Raw genomic sequence first — 21,506 nt, forward strand, 5'->3', positions numbered from 1 at the left:
AATTCACTCTCCCCGCTCCTGTACAGCCCGCCTATCAGCCGCCTCCGCCCGTTCCTGAGCTGTCTTATCTTCCAGGTCCGCGGATTCTTCCGAGAATTCGACGTCTTCCGCCCTTGCGACCGGCAAGCGTTCGTGTTTTTCGATCATAGGTTAACATCCTCCTTGTCCGTTGCTTCGCGGAAGGAATCCGCTTTACATTCCTCCAATAGGTTCTCCTTGACCTTCGCTCTTATACAAAATAAATGCGACATCCAAGCCTGCTGGGTGAGTAGTTACTGATAGCGGTTCGCCTGCCGACGCAATAAAAAACGACCGCCAGCATAAGGCTGGTCGGCCGTCGTTACCGCTATTCTCCGAGGATTGCACGTTTCATTCGCTCGAAAATGTTTTTGCTTTGCTCGTGCGTAGCTTCGCCGCTCTTGGAGGCAAATTCACGCAACAGCTCCCGCTGATCTTCGCTAAGGCTGGTCGGAGTGACAATGGTCACCTTGACCTGCTGATCTCCTTGACCGTAGCCGCGAAGCCTCGGAACGCCTTTGCCCTTGAGACGGAAATAAGTTCCGGTCTGAGTTCCGGGCGGAATCTTCAGCTTGACCTTCTCGGACAAGGTCGGGATTTCAATTTCGTCTCCCAACGCCGCTTGTGTGAAAGTCAGCGGAATTTCGCAGAAAATGTCGTCGCCTTCCCGTTCGAAGAAATCGTGGGATTTGACGCGAAGAACGATATACAGATCTCCCGCAGGGCCGCCGCGCATGCCGCCTTCCCCTTCGCCGCTAACGCGCAATTGCGCGCCATCGTCGACGCCTGCGGGAATTTTCACGTGAATTTTGCGATGCTTCTTTACTTGGCCGCTACCGGAGCAAGTGCCGCAGCGATCTTTGATGATTTTGCCTCTTCCCGCACAAGCGGAGCACGCCCGACGGTTCATTATGCGGCCGAACGGGGTATTCTGCGCCACTTCCTGCTGACCGGAGCCGTGACAGACGGAACACGTTTCCGGCTTCGTGCCGGGTTTGGCGCCGCTGCCGTGGCAGGTGTCGCACGATTCGGTACGGGGAATCGTAATATCCGTTTCTTTGCCAAACACCGCTTCCTTGAATTCGATTGTCATCGTATATTGGAGATCGTTGCCCCGCTGCGGCGCATTCGGGTCTCTCCGACCTCCGCCACCGCCGAAAAACATATCGAAAATATCGCCGAAGCCGCCGCCGCCGAAATCGGCTCCGCCCGCTCCGCCAAATCCGGCGTTCGGATCTTGGTGGCCGAACTGGTCGTAACGCGCCCGCGCCTGATCGTCGCTCAGCACGTCGTAAGCTTCCTTCACTTCCTTGAACTTCGTTTCGGCGTCCGGCGCTTTGTTAACGTCGGGATGGTACTGCCGAGCAAGCTTGCGATAAGCTTTCTTCACATCGTCCGCGGAGGCGTTCTTGGAAAGCTCCAGAACATCGTAATAGTCTCTTTTGTCCGCCACTTCTCTCCACCTCCTCATGAAGGAAAGTCAAAGCGATCCCGCATCGCTGGGGGAATCGACTTTGACTTTCCGTGTATGCGCGCAATTCGAATTATTTCTTATCTTCGTCGACGACTTCATAGTCGGCATCGACAACGTTCTCTCTTGCTGGACCGGAGCCCGCGGAGCCTGCGTCCGCACCTGCATCTTGACCCGGCTGAGCTTGCTGTGCCTGCTCATAAAGCTTGACGGAAAGCTGCTGAACAATCTCTGTCAATTCTTCAGTCGCTTGCTTGATCTGTTCAAGGTTATCGGAAGCGACTGCCGTTGTCAACTTCTCTTTCGCGGCATTCGCTTTCTCGATCTCTCCCGCATCGACTTTGTCGCCAAGATCCTTGATCGTTTTGTCGACGCTGTAGATCAACTGATCCGCATTGTTCTTCGCTTCGACCAGCTCGCGACGAGCTTTGTCCTCTTCCGCGTGCAGCTCAGCTTCCTTCTGCATGCGTTCAATGTCTTCCTTGCTCAAGCCGCCGGAGGAAGTGATCGTAATTTTTTGCGTTTTACCCGTGCCCTTATCGAGAGCGGATACGTTAACGATACCGTTGGCATCGATGTCGAAGGTGACTTCGATTTGCGGCACGCCGCGCGGTGCTGGCGGGATTTCGCTCAGAGCGAAACGACCGAGCGTCTTGTTGTCCTTGGCCATCGCGCGCTCGCCTTGCAGCACGTGGATTTCAACTTGCGTCTGCATGTCGGCGTAAGTCGAGAATACCTGCGATTTGCTCGTAGGGATCGTCGTGTTGCGATCGATCATCTTCGTCAGCACGCCGCCGGCTGTTTCGATGCCGAGCGACAGCGGAGTGACGTCGAGAAGAACGACATCTTTAACTTCGCCCGTCAATACGCCTGCTTGAACGGCAGCGCCGAGAGCAACGACTTCGTCCGGGTTAACGCCTTTGTGCGGCTCTTTGCCCGTCAGCTTCTTGATCGCTTCCTGAACGGCGGGAATACGCGTGGAACCGCCGACCAAGACGACTTTATCAATATCCGAAGCAGTCAATCCGGAATCCGACAGCGCTTGACGAGTAGGCGCCATCGTCCGCTCGACCAGGTTGGCCGTCAATTCGTCGAACTTCGAACGGCTCAGGTTCAACTCCAAGTGCTGAGGTACTCCGTCCACTACCGTAATAAACGGCAGCGAAATTGTAGTAGAAACGACGCCAGACAGCTCTTTTTTCGCTTTCTCGGCCGCATCTTTCAGACGCTGTACTGCGGATTTGTCCTTCAGCAGATCAATGCCGTGCTCTTTCTTGAATTCGCCGGACAGCCATTCCATGACCACTTGGTCGAAGTCGTCGCCGCCGAGATGGTTGTCTCCGCTCGTCGCTTTAACTTCGAAGAAGCCGTCGCCCAGCTCCAAAATACTGACGTCGAACGTACCGCCGCCGAGGTCGAATACGAGAATCGTTTGATCCTCTTGCTTCTCGAAGCCGTACGCAAGAGCTGCTGCGGTAGGCTCGTTGACAATCCGCAGCACTTCAAGGCCTGCAATGTTGCCGGCATCCTTCGTCGCTTGACGCTGGCTATCGTTAAAATATGCAGGGACGGTAATAACCGCTTGCGTTACAGCTTGACCTAAGTATGCTTCTGCGTCTGCTTTCAGCTTCTGCAGGATAATCGCGGAAATTTCCGGAGCGGAATACGTTTTGTCTTCGATCGTTTCTTTATGGGTGGAGCCCATATGACGCTTGATCGAACTTACTGTGCGATCCGGGTTCGTAATAGCCTGACGCTTCGCCGTTTCACCGACGACGCGCTCTCCGTCTTTCTTGAAGCCGACAACGGAAGGCGTTGTGCGGTTGCCTTCGGCGTTAGGGATAACGACGGCTTCGCCGCCTTCCATGACCGCGACGCACGAGTTCGTCGTACCGAGGTCAATTCCGATAACTTTGCTCATAACTGGATGTTCCTCCTTTAATATAAGTGCGCTTCGTCTTCCTTCTTGCCCGAAGAAAGCTGCGCTTAGCCGCTGACTTTCACCATCGCAGGGCGTATTACTTTATCTTTTAACATATAACCGGTTTGAACGACTTCGACGACCGTGCCTTCTTCGTGCTCGTCGCTCTCCACCCGCATAATCGCCTGATGCAATTCCGGATCGAACGGCTGGCCTTCGGCCTCCATCGTCTTAAGTCCTTCCGCTTCCAGCACCTGAGACAGCTGGCGGAAGATCATATCGACGCCCTTGGCGAAAGATTCCGTACCGCCTGCTCCTTCGCCCGCTTGAAGCGCGCGGTTGAAGTTGTCGAGAACGGGCAGCAGTTGCGTAATCAGCTTCATCGAAGCGTACTGCGCCAGCTCTTCCTTCTCCTTTTGCGTACGTCTGCGGAAGTTATCGAAGTCTGCCTGTGCGCGCAAATAGCGATTTTGATGTTCATCCGCCAAACGCTCCAGTTCGGCGATGCGCACGCTCTCGCCGGTTGTCTGTTCCTTCGTTTCTTCGCCGGAAGCAGCCGAATCGTTAGCTTCGATAACTTCTTCCTGTTCCAAAATCTCTTCCTGACGTTCATCCATGTTTGCAGACTCCTTCATTTCATTCGTACTCATGTACGATTCACCTCCTTACCGTGCCTCCCGTTTTCGGGGGCTATGCAACCTTTTATTTATGCCAACGGGACATCAACTGGGCGATATCCTTGGATAAATAATCGAGCAAGCCGATCACTTTCGCGTACTCCATTCGGGTTGGACCCAAAATGCCGATCGTGCCGAGTGACTGTCCGTCGAAGGAATAAGTCGCGGTAATCAGACTGCAATGATTGATGGCCTCGTGAGCATTTTCCGTCCCGATCTTCACCTGGATGCCTCCCGGATTCGATTGGAATAGCTGGATGACCAGCGGAGTTTCCTCCAGCATGCCGAGAATCGATTTCGCTTTGTCAACATCCTTGAACTCAGGTTGAGTCAGCATGTTGGACGCGCCGCTCAAAAATACTTTCGGCTCCTGCTTATCGTCGATTGTCTGTTCAAGCAACGCAACAATCTCCTCGACTCGCTCCACGTAACGGCTAAGCTCCTTGGCGACTTCGCTGTGCAGAACCGCCTTGACTTTGTAGAACGGCACTCCGGATAGTTTGTCGTTGAGCAAATTGACGATTTTAGTCATATCATCCATCGAAATGCCTTCCGGGATCGAGATCGTCCGATGCTCGACATGTCCGGTGTTCGTCACGATAATCGCGACAGCGGAATTGTCCGTCAGCGGAATGATCTGAAAATGCTTCAATGCCGTGTTAAACGTCTCCGGCCCGAGTACGATCGAGGTGTAGTTCGTCATCTGGGACAGAATCGTTGCGGCATGCTCGACAATGCCTTCCCAATGCGTCATTTTCTCGGCGAAAAAGGAACGGATCACTCGCGCATCCCGGTCTCTAATGGCTCCCAATGTGACGAGATGATCCACATAATAACGGTAGCCCTTAATAGAAGGAATACGTCCAGCGGATGTGTGAGGCTGCTCAAGCAATCCCATCTCCTCCAGATCGGCCATCTCGTTGCGAATGGTCGCAGGGCTGAAGGATACGTCTCCGCGCTTGGAGATGCTGCGGGAACCGACCGGCTCCGCAGATCGGATATAATCGTCAATAATCGCATTCAGGATCATGCGTTGGCGTTCACTCAGCATCCGTATCTCCTCCTTAAGGTAGCTTTCCGTTATCGTTAGCACTCAATTACGACGAGTGCTAAAGGCTACTACAAAAATACCAAATCGAGGGCCGTCATGTCAAGGACGTTCCCGCTCGATTTGGCATGTTCGCTTACATTTGGGCAAAACTTAACTGCTCGTTCTCTTGCGCCGGTTCAATGATCCGTACTACGGCGATTTCGTCGCAGCAATGCTGCTTCGGGCAATTGACGCAATCCGTCCATACTTTCTCGGGGAAAATTTCCTTGTCGACGATCTGAAAGCCGTTCTTCTGGAAAAATGCCGATTCATAGGTGAGCGCCATAACTTTAGGAATGCCCTGAAGCTTAGCTTCGGCGATTAACGCGTCCACTAGCTTGCTTCCGATACCCTGCCCCTTATAGCCGTCCGCAATGCCAAGCGAACGGATCTCCACGAGATCGCTGCCGAGTCGGCACAACGAGCCGCAACCGATCAGCCGCTCATCGTCGGAAGCGACGATAAACGTGTCGATTGTACGGGCAAGCGCCTCCCTTGATCTGGGCAGCATAATGCCTTTGGCGGCATATCCTTCTATAAGTTCATAAAGTGCCTCTACGTCCTCAGGCACTGCTGAGCGGCAGACGACCGACATAACCATTCCTTCTCTCATCCACTGAATATGATTGTATAAATATACAACATCTGAACAGAACCCTCAAGAGACAATTCTCCAAGTTTTTTCTCCGAGGCGGCTTCCGATGGATTACAATACTGATTAGGTCAACTACACTTATTCATAGAAAGGAAGTCTCCCGCGATGGAACACAAATCCGGCACATTCATTTCGGATCTGGCCGCACACGTTCTCGCAGTAGCGAAATCCGACTTTGAGGGACAAAAAAAGCTAGGCGATCGGGCGATCGCCCAGCTTGACGAGCATGGCTTGAACTGGCAGCCGGAACCGGAAAGCAATAGCATCTCCGTCATCGTCAAACATATGTCCGGCAACATGGTCTCGCGTTGGACCGACTTCCCGCATGCGGACGGCGAGAAGCCGGGGCGCAACCGCGACGATGAATTCGTCGATGATATTTCCAGCCTTGCCCAGCTTCAAGAAGTGTGGGAGAAGGGATGGGCCGTGCTGTTCAATGCGTTAAACGGATTAAAGCCGGAGGATCTGCTGCTAGAGGTGACGATCCGCGGCCAGCCTCATACCGTCCTTCAGGCAATCCATCGGCAAATTTCCCATTACGGCTACCATGTGGGCCAGCTTGTCTATGTCGCCAAGGCGTACAAATCGACGGAATGGCAGACGCTTAGCATCGCCAAAGGCCGATCGGCCAAGTTCAACGAGGAGATGTTGCTGCGTCAGACGAACGCTCCAAACACCTCGTTGCCAAGCAGCACGCCCCGCGATGTCAGCCGGTAGCCTTGATCATGCTCCGACCGCTCCAGCAAACCTTGATCGACCAGCCTTGCCAGCTCTCGTCCGAATACTTCCTCCAGACCGGCTCCGCCAAACTGCTTGGCGAAGCCGGCCGGCGTCACGCCTTCTCTTAGCCGCAGGCCTACCATCATGAAGTCGCCCATCGCTTCCTCCGCGCTGACACTGCTGCGCTCCAATCGGGGCAAGTCGCGCCCCGCCGCATCGATATACGGCTGCACACCCTTAATATTGATATGACGCTGCCCGAGAGCGTAGCCATGAGCGCCTGCGCCGAGTCCGTAATACGGCTCGTTATGCCAGTACACCGTATTGTGTCTGCTTTCGAAGCCCGGCCTCGCGAAATTGCTGATCTCGTAATGGCGATAGCCAGCCCCGCTTAATCGCTCGATTAAATACTCGTACATCGCCACCTCTTCCTCTTCCTCGGGCAGCGGCAGCTCATCCCGCTGGTACAGGCGGTAAAACAGCGTATTTTCCTCCACCTTCAGCCCGTAAAGAGAATAGTGCGGCAAATCAAGCTCCAGCGCCTTGTTCACGCTGTCCTGAAGCTGCGCGAGCGTCTGGTTCGGCAGTCCGAACATCAGGTCGATCGACAGATTCGTAAACCCGGCCGCTTTGGCGTTGGCGATACTCTGCACGACGTCCTGAGCGGCGTGGATTCTACCGATCCTCTCCAGGAGGGCGTTGTCGAATGTCTGCGCGCCGAAGCTGATCCGGTTCACGCCGCCTTCGCGCATGGCCGCAAGCTTGTCCATATCGGTTGTACCCGGATTGGCTTCCATCGTAAACTCCACATCGTCCGCAAGCGGAAAATGCCGCTTCACCGCCGCCAGAAATCGGCTCATCTGCGGCGGAGTCAGCACGGTCGGAGTTCCCCCGCCTACGAATACCGTATCGATAGCCGTTGGCGGCAGCGCCTCAACCGTCAGCCGCATTTCATTTTCCAACGCGTCCAAATAAGCGTCGATCGGCTGACCTGCGGCGACATAAGAGTTGAAATCGCAATAAAAACACTTGTTCGTGCAAAAAGGAATATGAATGTACAGCGCCCTCGGCGTCCATCGATGCAGCGGCGGCATAGGCGTCGTCCTCTCGGAATCGGTCATGTTAGTTGTTCCCCTCGTATAACGAGAAAAGCGGGCCGGCAGCCCGCTTCCCTGTTTTAATCATCGTCCAGCTTCAGTACGGCCATGAAGGCTTCCTGCGGAACTTCGACGTTGCCGACCTGCTTCATCCGCTTCTTGCCTTCCTTCTGCTTGTCGAGCAGCTTGCGCTTACGCGAGATGTCGCCGCCGTAACATTTGGCGAGCACGTTTTTGCGCATCGCCTTGATCGTCTCGCGGGAAACGATCTTCTGCCCGACAGCGGCCTGGATCGGAACCTCGAACATCTGGCGCGGAATCAGATCCTTCAGCTTCTCGCAGATGACTCGCCCGCGGTTGTAGGCGCGATCTCTATGCACGATAAACGAAAGCGCATCGACCTTCTCGGCGTTAAGCAAAATGTCCATCTTGACGAGGGAAGACTGCCGATAGCCGATCAGTTCGTAGTCAAACGAAGCGTAGCCCTTCGTACTCGACTTAAGCTGGTCAAAGAAATCGTAGACGATCTCAGCCAGCGGTACGTTGTATTGAATCGTAACGCGATTCGTGTCCAGATACTGCATATCGATAAACTCGCCGCGTTTGCCCTGACACAAATCCATAATCGCGCCTACGTAGTCGTTCGGAACGATAATCGACGCCTTGACGTAAGGTTCCTCGACAAAATCGATTTTGGCGGAATCCGGATAGTCGGCCGGGTTGGAAATTTCCTGCACTTCCCCGTTCGTGAAGGTCACCCGGTAAATAACGCTCGGAGCGGTCGTAATAAGCGGAATATTGAACTCGCGCTCGATCCTCTCCTGAATGATCTCCATATGCAGCATCCCCAGGAAACCGCAACGGTAGCCGAATCCGAGCGCCTGAGAGGACTCCGGCTCGTAACGCAGCGAAGCGTCGTTCAGCTCCAGCTTCTCCAGCGCATCCCGCAAGTCGTTGTAGTCCGTCGAATCGATCGGATACATGCCGCAGAACACCATCGGGTTAATGCTTCGGTAGCCCGCAAGCGGCTCGGGGGTCGGATTTTTGGCATCGGTGATCGTATCCCCGACCCGCGTATCCTTCACGTTCTTGATCGAAGCGCTGACGAAGCCCACGTCTCCCGGTCCAAGCTCGGTTACAGCCGTCGGGCGCGGCATGAATGTGCCTACCTCGACAACATCGAACTGCGCTCCCGTCGCCATAAACTTCATTCTCGTGCCGGCCTTGATCGTGCCGTCGATGACGCGAATGGAGCAGACGACACCTTTATATGCATCATAATGGGAATCGAAAATAAGCGCCTTCAGCGGCTTGTCGCGATCTCCTTGCGGAGGCGGAACCTGCTTGACGACCTGCTCCAGAATTTCCCTGATGCCGATCCCGTTCTTCGCGGAAGCAAGTACGGCGTCGCTGGCATCGAGTCCGATAACGTCCTCGATCTCCTGCTTGACGCGATCCGGTTCGGCGCTCGGCAGATCGATCTTATTGATGACCGGGACGATCTCCAGGTTGTTGTCGAGCGCCAAGTAAACGTTGGCCAGCGTCTGGGCTTCGATGCCCTGCGCCGCGTCAACGACGAGAATTGCGCCCTCGCACGCAGCCAAGCTGCGCGACACCTCGTACGTAAAGTCGACATGCCCCGGCGTGTCGATCAGATGGAGCAAGTAGGTTTCGCCGTCGTCGGCCTTATACAGCAACCGAACGGCCGTCATCTTAATCGTAATGCCGCGCTCCCGCTCCAGATCCATCGAGTCCAGCACCTGCTCCTGCATTTCGCGGGAGGTCAGTGCGCCCGTATATTCCAAAATGCGGTCGGCCAGCGTCGATTTGCCGTGGTCGATATGCGCGATAATGCAAAAATTGCGAATGTGGCTTTGCTTGATAGACAGTTCTGCCATTCCAATGAGTACCTCCAGCCGGTTCCATAACGTCAAATGACGATCACTTCATTATAACAGCGTCCGCCGCTCTCATCAATGAGTCGTCTGGAGCGGGGACGCAGAGGTTGCGAAGCCGGCAATCGCTCTAATCTTCCGAAGGGTTCTCGATCGTCAGTCCGTCTACATGACGCTTGCCCATCAGATGCCGCTTCTTGCGATTTTCGACCGAGTCGAACACGATGTTCAGGTCGTAATCTTCGCCGGGGTACAAATGCTTCTTGTCGATATATTTGCGAATCCGTTTATGATTAAGCTTGATCTTCTCCTTCTGCACCTGCACGATCAGGTTGCCGCGTTCGTCCGGCAATCGATAGATAACGCCCGGTTTGCGCAGATGCGGAATGAACACCAGGTCTCCGACGGACCAGCGTTCGGCAAGCTCCTGCTTGTTCTGCTCCGAGTTCTTCTGGTTATTAGCATGCCGGTGCGAATGTCGCGAGGAGTGGCGAGCGCCGTTGCCGGAAGGGGGAACAATTGACGACTTCTCCTTAGCTGCAGGAACGGTCGTCTCGCTCCGTCCCTCCTTCAACCGTTCGGCAATCTCCCGCGCCCTCTCAATCACGGTCGGCGCTATGCCCAGTTTGGCGGCGATGACGAAAGCGTAGCTGTTGCCGGCCTCCCCCATATCCAGTCGGTACAGCGGGCTGAGCGTCTCTTCGTCAAACGCCATTCGCGCGTTGCGGAAGCCCTCCGCGATGCGCGCGTATTCCTTAATCTCGTTAAAATGCGTCGTCGCCATAATGATGCAGCCCCGCCGATACAGCTCCTCCAGGACGGCGATCGAAAGGCCGACTCCTTCTCCCGGATCGGTGCCGGTCGCCAGTTCGTCCAGCAGCACCAGCGTCGAAGGCCCCGAATGAGCAAGAATGTCGTTGACATTGCGCAGATGGGAGGAAAACGTGCTCAGCGACGATTCCAGGCTTTGACCGTCTCCGATATCGACTTCAACTGCTTGGAACACAGCGATTGCGCTCCCTGCAGCCGCAGGGATAAGCAACCCCGATTGCGCCATCAACGTGAGCAGCCCTGCGGTCTTGAGCGCAACCGTTTTACCGCCGGTATTCGGTCCCGTGATCAACAGCGCACGGTAGCCGTCGCCGACGCGAATGTTAAGCGGCACCGCCTTCGTCGCCAGAAACGGATGGCGAGCCTCCTTCAGATCCAGTACGCGGCTGCCGTTCACCTCCGGCGCGACACCTCCGATTGCCAGCCCCCACTTCGCCTTCGCAAACAGAAAATCGCAGTATCCGACAGCGTCGAGATTAACCGCCATCTCTTGCGCATAAGCCTCCGCTTCCCCAGTCAACCGGGCGAGCACCAACGTCTCCTCGCGGCTCTCCTGAAAACGCAGCTCGCTCAACTCCATCTGCGGCCCGGCCAGCTCGGACGGCTCGACGAATATCGTCTGGCCGCTTGCCGATTCGTCCAGCACCGCGCCCGGCACGCGTTTGCGGTGCTCCCGCTTCACAGGCAGCACGAATCGACCGTCTCTTCGGCTGACGATTTTCTCCTGCAAGCAGTCCGCCAGCTTGGACATCAGGCTTTCCAGCCTCTTTTGCAGCTTTTCCTCCGCGGCGCGGATTTTCTTCCGAATCTTATGCAGGTCCGGACTCGCCGTATCGACGATGCGCCCCCGGTCGACGCAAGCTTCGATCGACTCCCTGAGCGGCTTAAGATTATGCATCGACATACCGTAGCCGGCCACCGATGGAAACTCGCTCCTCTTGGCGGCCAAGTACTGTTGAAGCTGCTCGCAGCTTCGCGCGAATTGGACAAGATGGCCGAAGTCCTGCTCGGTCAGCACATATCCCGTGCCAAGCAGCGCCGTCAGCGTCTCCATCCCTTCCAACGAAGGAACGGGCGGATGGGCGCCTCTGGCCATCAGTCGGCTCGCTTCCTCCGTCTCCGCCAGCTTGCGCCGTATGATCTCGATATCCGCCATCGGCTGCAACCGCTCGATTCTCTTTTTCCCCAAATAAGTCACGGCGTAATTCATGAGCGAGGCGATCGCGCGAGGATACTCTAGTTTGTTCAAGGAATGCTGTCTCATTGGTTAAACCTCCTGTAAGGAAAATAAAAAAAGCAGGCCGCGAGGACATGCGCCAACGGCGCAAGCTCGCAGCCTGCCTGAGAAAGCCTCGAAGAGAGACGCGCGATCCGACGGGCGCAAACCCGAAAAATCGCGCAAAAAAACCGTACCCTGATGAGCACGGCAGATCTCCCCGATAGCTTCGCTTCGGAAGGGGCGGTCTTGTCCGGTTCCTCACTGGTTATCCCGGTCGCACGCGCCATCCGTCAACAAACAAACCTTCGTCATTCAAGGCTCGTTGCTTCTTGTTTGGACCGTTAGCGACCTATTGAATAATTCAGTTCAGAACCAATACCAACATTAAAATTTCCCCTTTGAAACGGAATTACTTTTATCATAGTCTACAGGCCGTTCCGAGTCAACCCGTGCGCCGAAGCTTTATCCGAGCACTTTGTCGAACAAGGAAACGACCATGCGAATGCCGTTGCGGGACAGGTCGTGCAGCACCTCGGCCGTTCTGCCCGACATCCGGTCGACGATCGGCTCGCGATCCGCTCGCGGGATGCCGGACTGTGCTCCGTCTTCCCCCTCTGCCTGTCCCTCATTGGCCGCCGAAGACGGGGTGCTTTGCTCCCGGGATTTCTCGCCTTGCCGAGGCTCCTTTACGGGCAGCGTCCAGTCTTCGTCGCCGACAGGCTGCTCGACCGTCGCGCCCTCCGTCTCCCACGGGCCCTTGACATTCTCGATCCCTTTGGACGACAGCTCCATGCCGTACAGAACGGCGAATCCGAGAATTCCGGCCAAAATCAGCAATCTGAAAAAATCTCTGCGCATCCAGGCGTCCTCCTTTTATTTTTGCGGCTTGTCCGCTTTAATTGCCTTCTCGTCGTTCCAATACATTTCCGCAATGATTTTCGCCAGCGCATCCGCGGTGCGGTAGCACTCCTCAAGCGTATTGTCTACGCCGCCAATCTCGATCAGGACGCTGCCGGGAGACACGGATTGGTTGTATTCGCCGTTGCCGTTGGCCGCCGTCTTGCCCCACACCCCTCTGGACAAGCCCGGGTACTGCTTCTCCAGCCGTTCGTGAATGCGATTGGCGAAGTCTTCGTTCTCGCGCCAATTCGAATTGCGGTGTCCGATAATAAAGTACACCTGAGCGTAATCCTTGCCTTTGATCGTCGCCGTCGTCTTCGAGCGCCTCTGCGAATCGCGGTGGATGTCGAAGAAAAATTGCAGGCTGTCATTATCCGCCATCGCCTGACGCACGGTCTGCAAAGAATATTTATACGAATAATTCCAATTATAGCCCTGAATCGAGGTCGGATAATCCTTCGGCGAGTGAACCGCTCCGATTCCGCGCTTTTCCAGCTGGCTAGTAAGCCGTTTGCCGACCAAAGTGACGTTGATTTTCCCCGAGTTCGGATCCTTCGTCCCTTTCTTAAGCTCCGGGTAATAGGATTCGCGGTTATGAGAATGGTAGATGAAGGCGATTTTGCGCCCATCCGTCGTTGGCGCTCCTTCCTCCGGCGGCTTACTCTCGGTCGGCTGGGGAGAAGCCGTGGGCTCCTGATCGGGAACCGTCTCCGGGAAATTGTCGGGATCGTGCGGATCGGTGGCCGGCTCTCCATGCTCCCCGTCCGGCTCTTCCTCTCCGAGCGGGCCGTGATCCTCCGGCGCTTCCGGCACTCCCGAGCCCGGTCGAAGCAGCACGGAGCGATCTCTGTCCATGCCCGGAAGCTCCAATGAAAGCAAGCTCTTCGGATTGTCGGGATTGATGTCGGTCATGAATCGCAGCAGGAACGAGGCCATGCGTCCGCTCTCGAACGGCGAATCCGCCGTAGTTTCCATATGGGGCAACTCCATTGCAATCAACGATTGAAAAAATTGTCCAGACAACGAAGCCGCCATACCCTTCATCGATTGCAGCGGCGAGACGGCGAGCTTGTTTTGCAGCATGCCCCCGAGTCCCAATAAAATAAACAACACCATTGAGCTTGCACTCAGCAAAATAAAAGCGCGTCCCGTGATCAGAATTTTGCGCCACTTCGCGCGCAGAAGCGACCAATCCGTCGCTGCGTTCATCCGTTTCATGTTGCTCTACCTCCCGGTGCCTTCGTCTTGCGAAGACGCCTTCTCTTTTTTCCCAGGTACCTTATCCTATGAGATAGCCGGGAATGCTAGAACCGGGAGATTGATAGAGACTGGTAGAATAAGAGAAGAGGCTGTCCCCTAAGCAGAGTTGTACAAGATGATCGATCAGAAAAAGTGCATGCATCTCCTGGAGACTGCCTCATACGTTCCTGAAATTACCTCTTAACGGGTTTACCCATTCCCATTTCGGGCTCGTATAGCAACGGAAGGAGATACATGCACGGCAACATTCTCAAACGATCATCTTTTTGTACGACTCTTTTTACTTATGGGATAGCCTCTGGCTGTCAGTGCGTATAAGCGGCCACATTGTCGGTGTCGACAGCTTCGTGAAGGGCGGCGTTCAGCCCGCTGGCGATGACATTGGCGATATCTTCGATAAACTTGTCGATCTCCTTGGGCGTCACGAGCAAATCGTGACCAAGCGGATGAAGTACCTCCCGCACGAGCTGCAGCCGTTCATTATCGGCCATCTTGCCGAAAATGCCGAACATCGGATCGGTGTTGTCCGTATGCTGCTTCATATGCTCGAGCACCATGTCCATCGTATTGTTCACAATTGTCGACGCGTACACGACGGTCGGAACGCCGATTCCGATGCAGGGCACGCCGAGAATATCCTTGGTCAACCCTTTGCGCTTGTTGCCGATGCCCGAGCCGGGGTGAATGCCTGTATCCGCAATCTGAATCGTCGTATTGACCCGCTCAAGGGATTTGGAGGCAAGGGCGTCAATGGCGATGACCAGATCGGGCTTCGCCTTCTCCACTATACCCAGCACGATGTCGCTCGATTCGATGCCCGTCGTGCCCAGCACCCCCGGCGCCACGGCGCTGACCGCCCGATAACCCGGACTTACCTGGTCCGGCATCAGCTCGAAAAAGTGCCGCGTTACCATCATATTTTCCACGACGATCGGTCCGAGGGCGTCCGGCGTAACGTTCCAGTTGCCCAACCCGACGACGAGCACGCTATGCTTGGGGGTCACCCCGATTCGCTGCAGGAAAGCTTCGAACTCCTTCGCCATCGAGGTGGCCACCTTATCCTGAAGCTCGGTGTCGCCTTGCCGCATTCCGGGCACTTCCAGCGTGACGTAGTGTCCAACCATTTTGCCGATCCGTTGCGCGGCTTGATTATCCTTGATTTCCATCCGGGTAACGGTGATGCCGTCCTTGCTCTCCGCCTCCGACCACAGGCCCGGAATATCGGGCGTCTCCTGCCCTTGAGCGGCGATTTCCTTCGCTTCCAGCGCCAGATCGGTACGTATGCTGTACATCGATAAATCCTTGTCCATCGGGTGTATCGAAGCCCCTTTCGCTTGCGGATTGTGGTGGGAAAACAGCCTTGCTTTTTACCCCCTTGCATGATAGAATGTTACAAGTTGTGTGGAGAAATACTTTCTGTTTGATCTGGAGGTGAAAAGAATGCCAAACATCAAATCCGCAATCAAACGTACCAAAACGAACGAAGCTCGCCGCCTGCGCAATGCTTCGGCTAAATCCGCTCTTCGTACGGCTGTTAAACAAGCCGACGCAGCGGTAATTGGAACGGACGTGAACGCTGCTCAAGCAGCATACGGCGCGGCTCAGAAGAAGCTGGACAAAGCGGCAACCAAAGGCCTCATTCACAAAAATGCAGCCGCTCGCAAAAAGTCCCGTCTCGCCAAAAAGCTCAACGCATTGTCCGCGCAAGCTTAAGGCTGCGCCTGACGCATATGCGGCCGGCCGCCCCTCGGCGGCAGCCATGAAGAAGCCATCCTCGGCAGGTTTGTCCTGCTTATAGGATGGCTTTTTTGGTTTGATTTCATGTTATGTCCGGATGTGGAACGCAACAACGGCAATCAGGCAGAGATTGGAAGGTACTCAGCTCGCTCCACGCGAACCGGTACGCAGCAGAAACAGTTCGAGGCCCAGCGTCTTATCGATTTTGCCCGACTTCATCGCATAGTCCAAATCCGCAAGCTCGCCGAGCAGCGCAGCCAACCGCTCCATGCTGAACTTGCGCGCCTGCTCGGCCGTAATTTTCGCTGCATACGGATGCAGGCCGATCTGGGAGGCCATCTGCTGCGAGGAGTAGCCTTGGCCACCCAGCTCCTTCACGTAGAGCATGTTGCGGAATTGGCGGACGAGCAGCGCCATTAGCTTAATCGGCTCCTCCCGCTGCTTCAGCAGTTCGTGATACAGCGAGATCGCCTCAGCGGTTCGGAGCGCGGCCAGCTGCTCCGTCAGCTTAAACACATTCTGCTCCGTCGCCATCGGCACGAGCTCCCGGATCGCCGAGGATGAGACTGTCCCTCCCTGTCCCGCATGCAGACACAGCTTGTCCGTCTCCGCCGCCAGTGCGCGCATATCGGTGCCTACGCGGCGCAGAAGCTCGTCTGCGGCGTCAGCTTCCATTGTGCGCCCTTGACTAGCCGCCCGCTTGACAATCCAGCGCAGAAGCTCTTCGGGCTGCAGTGCGGCGAACGGAACGACGCAATCTTTCGCCTTGGCCGTCTTGACCGTTTTTTTGCGTTCGTCCAGCTTCTCCAGCGGCACGGTAAAAACAAGCACCGTCGATTCTAACGGCTGCTCCATATAAGCGATAAGCCGCTCGGGGCGATGCTCGATCTTGGCGGATTCCTTGCCCGCGGCGAACAGAACCTGATCCCGTACGAGCACGATTTTGCTCGGTACGAGAAACGGCAGCGTCTCGGCCTCGTCGATCACCGTATCGACGGGTGTCTCCCCGGTATCGAAGCGAACGATCGCCATCTCCCTATGCTCCGGCTGTACGAGCTTCTCCTGCAGACGTTCGATAAATTCGTTCATAATATAGGATTCGGTTCCGTAACAAACGTACACCGACGAAATCTGGCCCTGATTAATCGTGCGAAAAGCTTGCTTGGCGTCCATGCTGCCGCTCCTTGCTTCTTTGTTTCCTCTCATTGTACTACAAAGGCGCGGGAGTTCACACCTCGTCGTCGCAAGACAAGGGGACCGTGCCTTATGCAGGCGCGATCCCCTTGTTCTCGGACATCTATATCAACGTCCGCCGGCCGGCCCATGGTACCGGCGCGAACGAGCGTGACGATAGTCCGGAGACGATCGTCGGCTTCTACCGTATACTATACGCGGCCGTACCCTAAAGGGTGACAGCCGCGCAGCCGATCGTTATTTTTGGGATTCCGTTAACGTCTCCGTGTCGAACTGCCATTCCGTCGCATTGCCGTCGGCATCGATCACCGTAAAGCTCAGCACGGTCCCTTCCTCGTTCCAGGTCAGTTGACCGATGCTGCCTTCTCTGGGCTCCGAGTGGTATAGCAATTCGCCGTTCTCGATTTTGTATACCTCGAACGTCCCGCTTCCCGTTACGGAGACGGCCTTCCACTTGGCGTCCGGGGAATCGGCCTGTTCCGCAGGAATGGCCGCCAGCCCCGCCATCTCGGGATCTTCTTCTCCCGTTAAGGTTTGCCGCTGTGTCACTTCAACCTCCACGGGCTCTTTATCTTGCACATTCCCAGAGCCTCCCGTAACGTCCTCATCGTTCGACATGTTGTTGTTACGCATCTCTGCCGACGGTTGCGGAACATCTTCCTTGGACGAGGGCGATATGCTCTTAGGCTGGATCTCGGCGCCGTACTGGTCCTGTGCCTGTGCGCCGCCCGACGTTTCCGACATGGAATATAAACCGGCCTCCGGCGCGGAAGCCGCTTCCTGACGCGCTTCCGGAGCCGACGCCAAATCCGGCATTGCAGCTTGGTCCTGACTGCCTCCGGACTTCAGCCACTCTCCTGGAGAGCTGAATAGAAGAAAGCCTACGACAATCCCCGCGGCGACGACGCCCGATATTTTGCGATAAAAATTCCGGCTTGGCCGTTGCGAACGGGCAGACGTCGGCGCCGGCGATGCGGCGGCTGGATCAACTGCAGCTTCGTTCGCTCCGGATGTCGCGCCCTCCGCATGGAGTCGCTCAAGCTCCGGAAGAATCGAATCCACGATGCTGAACTTCGGCACGACGCGTGGCAGCTGCTCAAGCTCGCTGGATAGTTTGCGGAGCCTGGACAGCATGGCGGCGCAGTCCGAGCAGCGATCGGCATGATCCATCATGAGCGATATTTCATGCTGCTCCAGATCGCCGTCAATGTGGCGCTGCATGAGTTCCATCACCTCTTCGCATTTCATCCCCGGACACCACCTTTCTGATAATCATGGAGTAAAATTTGCAATTGCTGCCGGGCTCTAAATAAGTAGGATTTAACAGTATTAAGCGGCAAATTCAAAGAATCGGCAATTTCGTTATAAGAAAAATCTTGAAGATACCTGAGAACGACAACGGTACGATGGTGCTCGGGAAGTTTACCGATGGCTTCTCTGATTTCTTCCGCGGCATAGGCGGACAGCACTTCAGTCTCCACGTTATCCCCCGCCTGGAAAACCATCTCGTGTTCCTCGATGGATACGGACGGCTTTTTGCGCCGAAACTTGTCGATGCAGATATTCGTAACGATTCGCTGCACCCAGGTGCGAAACTGCGCCTTTTCCTCATAGGATCCGATTTTCGTATATATTCGAATCAACGCATCCTGCGACGCATCAAGCGCATCCTGCTCGTTATTCAGCAAATAATAGGCGGTGCGATACACTTGATTCTCGATTTCGCGGAGTAGCGTAACGAGAGCTTCCCGGTCGCCCGCTTGTGCGGCTTTGATCAGAGCCGGCTCCACCACAGAAGATCCTCCTCCCCTGCACCTCTACAGACGCAAGCGTCCGAATAAAGGTTGCAATCCCTCAATGGAAATTTTCAGCAAATAATGATACATACTCTCTAAGTCTAGCAAAAATGCGTGGAAAGTCACAATGTTTTATGTTGGATAAATGGAACTTGCGTGCAAATCGATCGGTCTAATAGGGTGGAGGCGATCCCACGGGGCTCGATAGCTAGCGTTCGGGTGCAGAGGAGACCATCATTCTTCGCCGCATCGCTCCGTCCGAAGAGATTCGATACTGAACCTCTCCGTCGGTATCGGTTCTCCAGATCAGGCTTCCCGCGCTTTCAAGGCGCTGCAGCACCGCCGGACTCGGATGCCCGTAAAAATTGTTGCGTCCGACGGAAATGACCGTCTCCCTCGGCTTCCAGTAATCGACCCACAAGCCGGTCGTCGAGGTTTTGCTTCCGTGATGACCGGCTTTGAGCACGTCGATGGCGATACGACGACGGCCTTGAGCGTTTACGGCCTTCTGCCCGGCGGCATGGCCCGCTTCCATGATCGAGTTCCCGTTGTCGGCACCCTCCGAATCTACGATCGCACTGCCTAGGGCAGCGTACTCCGCATCCACGATCGCCATCTCTCCCCCCGCCTCTAAATCCCCGGGAAGCAGAAATCGACGTCCGTACAGCGTTGCCAGAATAACGACACTCCGGTCATTCTGTTCGTCTCTAATCTCTACCGAAGCGTCAGAGTCGGCGTCCCTAGACTCAGAGGAAAGAATTCGAAGGACGGCGGAAGCATCGATCTGCCATTCGCCCGGTTTATTAGCGCCGTAGACCGGAATGCTCTTGTTTGCCGCCATTTGCATAAGCGCCAAAGCTCCGGGCGAATCTTTCAACGTACCGTTGAACAGCAGCGCGCGTACTGGAATATTGTCAAGCACTGCACTCGCGCCTCCGATATGGTCCGCATCCATATGAGTGAGCACAAGCGCGTCGAGCTGCCCGACTCCTCTGCGAAGCAGCAGCGGAACGAGCAGTTTCCTTCCGACCTCATACGGATCGCTCCGTTCCCGCCATTCCTCTCCGGGCTTACGGAAGCTGACCGTTCCTCCCGCGTCGATCAGAATATGCTTGCCGTAGCCCGTCCGAATAAGAATACTGTCGCCCTGCCCAACGTTAAGGAAAGACACTTGAGCTTCGCGGTCCAGCCAGGCCGGTTGCGCTCCCCATACGAGCCATGCGGCGAGAGCCGCTCCAAACCCGGCGCGCCTCAGCAAGGATCGGACTTTTTCCGCGCGATTCGCGCCAGGCAAAGAACGATCCAGCGGTATAGTTGCCTCCCCCTCCGACAATCTCTCCTGCCCGCTCCACCACTCGCGCTCCCGAAGTCGACGAGAACGGCGCCTCATCCCCGCAAGGGCAACTCCCATTAGCGCGTATGCGCATACGACCCAAGCCAGCGAGGGCTGCGGCCATACCGTCCTCCATCCGGAAAAACCGCTTAGCCAGTCCACGGCCACAAACGTCAAATCGTTGCCCAGCGTCGCCAGCTTAGCCGGCCATATTCCGAGCGGATACCAGATCGCGCCTAATACGATTGAGGCCATACCCAAGGGCATTACGATAACGCTTATAAAAGGAACTAACGCAAAGTTAGCCGGAAGAGACAGCAAATGCATCGAGTGGAAATAGTAGACCGAAACCGGAAAGGAAACGATTTGCGCCGTCACGGTAACGGAAATCGCTCCCTTCAGCCAGCCCCAATTAATCGAAATTAGCTCGGATACCGCCGGCACAAACAAGATCAATCCCCCCGTAACGATAAAGGACAGCTGAAAGCTGACGTCTTCGATCAGCAGCGGATTCCAGATCAGCATGACCATCGCCGCGGCGAACAGCAGATGAAGACCGTCCTTCAATGCGTTGCGTCGAGCTAGAGTGAGCGCGATCATCGCCATCAGACAGGCACGTACGACAGACGGCGACGCTCCTGTCAGCAGCATGTAAACCGGCATCATCGCAATGGTCAATTCAAGCGACCGTTCGCGAGTCAGTCTCAACAAGCTGCCGATTTGCAGCAGCAAATAAACAATAACAGCTACATGCAGCCCTGATATAGCGAGAATATGCGTCAGCCCGAGCCGCGCGAATTGATCGAACTGGATCGGATCAAGATCGGAGCGGATGCCAACGACCAGGCCCTTCATATATCCCGCATCCCCGTTAGGAAATAGGCGATCAGTCAGTTTGCCGATCTGTTCTCTCACGTCGTCCAGCAGACGCAGCGGCTTTATCCAGAGGGGAGGCGGCCCGTTGTCGATCTCGACCCTATCGGCACCTTTAACGGAAAGCTGCCAGAAGACGCCTTGTTTCATTAGATAACGGCGATAATCGAATGCTCCGAAATTGCCGGCCTCACCGGGAAGCTCCATCATACCGGACACTTGAACGCTGTCCCCCCGCTTCCATGCGGCTGCCGTTTGCTGCTCCGACAGTGCGGCCAGCTTTACTCGGACGATGACTTCCAGTTTCACTCGTCTCTCCTCAAACCCGTCTCCTTTGATCGTTGCAGCTTTTAATCTGAATGTCGCCAAATCGCCGTCCACTTCCACAACGGAGACGAGCCTGCCCGCAAGCTCGACCGCTCCGCCGCTTTTCGCAACCTCGTTATCAACTCGAACGTCCGGAAGAAAACTCTGATCCGTCCACGCGCGCTCTCCATAAGCAAGCACCAATGCCGCTGCGCAAATAAGCGCAAGCTTGGGCGTCGCCATCCCGGCAACAGCCAGACCCAGCAAGGCTATCAGCAGCGCTGCCAATGCCCATACGGCCTCTTTTCCGGAGAACAAGGATAGTAGCGCAGTTCCTGCGATCCAACAGCTGGCGACCGCAATCAACGGCCTTTGATTCATTTTCGCACCTCCTCCTTGAACACAAAAAACACCTCCCCGCAGAGCATTACGCTCGGCGAAGAGGTGCTTCCTCTAACTTGTATTGCTGAAAAAGCCAAAGATAGCTTAGTTCCGGATGCGGATGACGAGAAG

Annotated in this window: 18 protein-coding genes; 2 read left to right on the forward strand and 16 right to left on the reverse strand. The window is 55.6% G+C overall.

Translation table 11 applies throughout. From position 1 onward, the window contains the following. Window positions 1-3: 3 nt before the first annotated feature. From DFP98_RS25860 to DFP98_RS25885, 6 genes are all read right to left on the reverse strand, one after another. Window positions 4-147 carry a YfhD family protein gene (locus DFP98_RS25860; RefSeq protein WP_116063516.1) on the reverse strand — a complete coding sequence of 48 codons (144 nt, stop codon included), beginning with the start codon at window positions 145-147 and terminating at the stop codon, window positions 4-6. A 199-nt stretch (window positions 148-346) separates the two neighbouring features. Then, entirely contained in the window at window positions 347-1,471 is a 1,125-nt protein-coding gene (dnaJ, locus tag DFP98_RS25865) for a molecular chaperone DnaJ (protein WP_116063517.1), read from the reverse strand. Between the two features lie 91 nt (window positions 1,472-1,562). Further along, entirely contained in the window at window positions 1,563-3,410 is a 1,848-nt protein-coding gene (gene dnaK / locus DFP98_RS25870; protein ID WP_116063518.1) for a molecular chaperone DnaK, read from the reverse strand. Between the two features lie 65 nt (window positions 3,411-3,475). After that, window positions 3,476-4,060 (reverse strand): nucleotide exchange factor GrpE, encoded by a 585-nt coding sequence (gene grpE / locus DFP98_RS25875; protein ID WP_246016714.1) that lies wholly within the window; start codon window positions 4,058-4,060, stop codon window positions 3,476-3,478. 52 nt (window positions 4,061-4,112) lie between these two features. Beyond that, on the reverse strand, window positions 4,113-5,138 hold the full coding sequence (gene hrcA / locus DFP98_RS25880) for a heat-inducible transcriptional repressor HrcA (protein WP_116063519.1): 1,026 nt from the start codon (window positions 5,136-5,138) through the stop codon (window positions 4,113-4,115). A gap of 133 nt (window positions 5,139-5,271) precedes the next feature. Beyond that, complete coding sequence (locus DFP98_RS25885) at window positions 5,272-5,778, reverse strand: N-acetyltransferase (RefSeq protein WP_116063520.1); 507 nt, start codon at window positions 5,776-5,778, stop codon at window positions 5,272-5,274. Between the two features lie 159 nt (window positions 5,779-5,937). On the opposite strand from DFP98_RS25885, the gene DFP98_RS25890 reads away from it, so the two are divergent. Beyond that, entirely contained in the window at window positions 5,938-6,549 is a 612-nt protein-coding gene (locus DFP98_RS25890; protein WP_116063521.1) for a DUF1572 family protein, read from the forward strand. Here the strand turns inward: DFP98_RS25890 and hemW are convergent. The 6 genes from hemW to gpr all read right to left on the reverse strand — a co-directional run bounded on the left by hemW (window position 6,489) and on the right by gpr (window position 15,064). Next, complete coding sequence (hemW, locus tag DFP98_RS25895; protein ID WP_246016723.1) at window positions 6,489-7,673, reverse strand: radical SAM family heme chaperone HemW; 1,185 nt, start codon at window positions 7,671-7,673, stop codon at window positions 6,489-6,491. The two genes, DFP98_RS25890 and hemW, sit on opposite strands and share 61 nt — an antisense overlap. Window positions 7,674-7,729: 56 nt before the next feature. Then, window positions 7,730-9,547 carry a translation elongation factor 4 gene (gene lepA / locus DFP98_RS25900; protein ID WP_116063522.1) on the reverse strand — a complete coding sequence of 606 codons (1,818 nt, stop codon included), beginning with the start codon at window positions 9,545-9,547 and terminating at the stop codon, window positions 7,730-7,732. Window positions 9,548-9,674: 127 nt separating this feature from the next. Further along, window positions 9,675-11,639 carry an endonuclease MutS2 gene (locus DFP98_RS25905; protein ID WP_116063523.1) on the reverse strand — a complete coding sequence of 655 codons (1,965 nt, stop codon included), beginning with the start codon at window positions 11,637-11,639 and terminating at the stop codon, window positions 9,675-9,677. A 417-nt stretch (window positions 11,640-12,056) separates the two neighbouring features. Beyond that, window positions 12,057-12,452, reverse strand: a complete 396-nt coding sequence (locus DFP98_RS25910) for a hypothetical protein (RefSeq protein ID WP_116063524.1) — start codon at window positions 12,450-12,452, stop codon at window positions 12,057-12,059. 15 nt (window positions 12,453-12,467) lie between these two features. Then, the gene (locus DFP98_RS25915; RefSeq protein ID WP_116063525.1) at window positions 12,468-13,712 is read right to left on the reverse strand and encodes a stage II sporulation protein P; all 1,245 of its coding nucleotides are present in this window, start codon (window positions 13,710-13,712) and stop codon (window positions 12,468-12,470) included. Window positions 13,713-14,059: 347 nt separating this feature from the next. Then, window positions 14,060-15,064, reverse strand: coding sequence for a GPR endopeptidase (gene gpr / locus DFP98_RS25920; protein WP_116063526.1), 1,005 nt, complete (start codon window positions 15,062-15,064; stop codon window positions 14,060-14,062). A 130-nt stretch (window positions 15,065-15,194) separates the two neighbouring features. Between gpr and rpsT the strand changes: the two genes are divergently transcribed. Further along, window positions 15,195-15,467, forward strand: coding sequence for a 30S ribosomal protein S20 (gene rpsT / locus DFP98_RS25925; protein ID WP_116063527.1), 273 nt, complete (start codon window positions 15,195-15,197; stop codon window positions 15,465-15,467). A 165-nt stretch (window positions 15,468-15,632) separates the two neighbouring features. On the opposite strand, the gene holA is transcribed toward rpsT, so the two are convergent. The 4 genes from holA to DFP98_RS25945 form a co-directional block, all read right to left on the reverse strand. Next, the gene (holA, locus tag DFP98_RS25930; RefSeq protein WP_116063528.1) at window positions 15,633-16,664 is read right to left on the reverse strand and encodes a DNA polymerase III subunit delta; all 1,032 of its coding nucleotides are present in this window, start codon (window positions 16,662-16,664) and stop codon (window positions 15,633-15,635) included. Window positions 16,665-16,922: 258 nt separating this feature from the next. Continuing rightward, window positions 16,923-17,933, reverse strand: a complete 1,011-nt coding sequence (locus DFP98_RS25935) for an anti-sigma factor family protein (RefSeq protein ID WP_116063529.1) — start codon at window positions 17,931-17,933, stop codon at window positions 16,923-16,925. Beyond that, window positions 17,930-18,478, reverse strand: coding sequence for an RNA polymerase sigma factor (locus tag DFP98_RS25940; protein ID WP_116063530.1), 549 nt, complete (start codon window positions 18,476-18,478; stop codon window positions 17,930-17,932). Before DFP98_RS25940 ends, DFP98_RS25935 begins: the two co-directional genes overlap by 4 nt. A 211-nt stretch (window positions 18,479-18,689) precedes the next feature. Next, complete coding sequence (locus tag DFP98_RS25945; protein ID WP_116063531.1) at window positions 18,690-21,374, reverse strand: ComEC/Rec2 family competence protein; 2,685 nt, start codon at window positions 21,372-21,374, stop codon at window positions 18,690-18,692. Between the last annotated feature and the right edge of the window lie 132 nt (window positions 21,375-21,506).

Source organism: Cohnella phaseoli (genome assembly GCF_003386235.1).
Taxonomy (GTDB): Bacteria; Bacillota; Bacilli; order Paenibacillales; family Paenibacillaceae; genus Cohnella; species Cohnella phaseoli.

What these genes read in the sequence shown, in the direction of transcription:
- DFP98_RS25890 (WP_116063521.1), top strand. Translation starts at nt 5,938, where the DNA reads ATGGAACACAAATCCGGCACATTCATTTCGGATCTGGCCGCACACGTT.
- DFP98_RS25935 (WP_116063529.1), bottom strand. Translation starts at nt 17,933, where the DNA reads ATGAAATGCGAAGAGGTGATGGAACTCATGCAGCGCCACATTGACGGC.
- DFP98_RS25915 (WP_116063525.1), bottom strand. Translation starts at nt 13,712, where the DNA reads ATGAAACGGATGAACGCAGCGACGGATTGGTCGCTTCTGCGCGCGAAG.
- DFP98_RS25885 (WP_116063520.1), bottom strand. Translation starts at nt 5,778, where the DNA reads ATGGTTATGTCGGTCGTCTGCCGCTCAGCAGTGCCTGAGGACGTAGAG.
- dnaK (WP_116063518.1), bottom strand. Translation starts at nt 3,410, where the DNA reads ATGAGCAAAGTTATCGGAATTGACCTCGGTACGACGAACTCGTGCGTC.
- DFP98_RS25910 (WP_116063524.1), bottom strand. Translation starts at nt 12,452, where the DNA reads ATGCGCAGAGATTTTTTCAGATTGCTGATTTTGGCCGGAATTCTCGGA.
- DFP98_RS25945 (WP_116063531.1), bottom strand. Translation starts at nt 21,374, where the DNA reads ATGAATCAAAGGCCGTTGATTGCGGTCGCCAGCTGTTGGATCGCAGGA.
- rpsT (WP_116063527.1), top strand. Translation starts at nt 15,195, where the DNA reads ATGCCAAACATCAAATCCGCAATCAAACGTACCAAAACGAACGAAGCT.
- hemW (WP_246016723.1), bottom strand. Translation starts at nt 7,673, where the DNA reads ATGACCGATTCCGAGAGGACGACGCCTATGCCGCCGCTGCATCGATGG.
- grpE (WP_246016714.1), bottom strand. Translation starts at nt 4,060, where the DNA reads ATGAGTACGAATGAAATGAAGGAGTCTGCAAACATGGATGAACGTCAG.
- hrcA (WP_116063519.1), bottom strand. Translation starts at nt 5,138, where the DNA reads ATGCTGAGTGAACGCCAACGCATGATCCTGAATGCGATTATTGACGAT.
- DFP98_RS25860 (WP_116063516.1), bottom strand. Translation starts at nt 147, where the DNA reads ATGATCGAAAAACACGAACGCTTGCCGGTCGCAAGGGCGGAAGACGTC.
- DFP98_RS25905 (WP_116063523.1), bottom strand. Translation starts at nt 11,639, where the DNA reads ATGAGACAGCATTCCTTGAACAAACTAGAGTATCCTCGCGCGATCGCC.
- holA (WP_116063528.1), bottom strand. Translation starts at nt 16,664, where the DNA reads ATGGACGCCAAGCAAGCTTTTCGCACGATTAATCAGGGCCAGATTTCG.
- lepA (WP_116063522.1), bottom strand. Translation starts at nt 9,547, where the DNA reads ATGGCAGAACTGTCTATCAAGCAAAGCCACATTCGCAATTTTTGCATT.
- gpr (WP_116063526.1), bottom strand. Translation starts at nt 15,064, where the DNA reads ATGGACAAGGATTTATCGATGTACAGCATACGTACCGATCTGGCGCTG.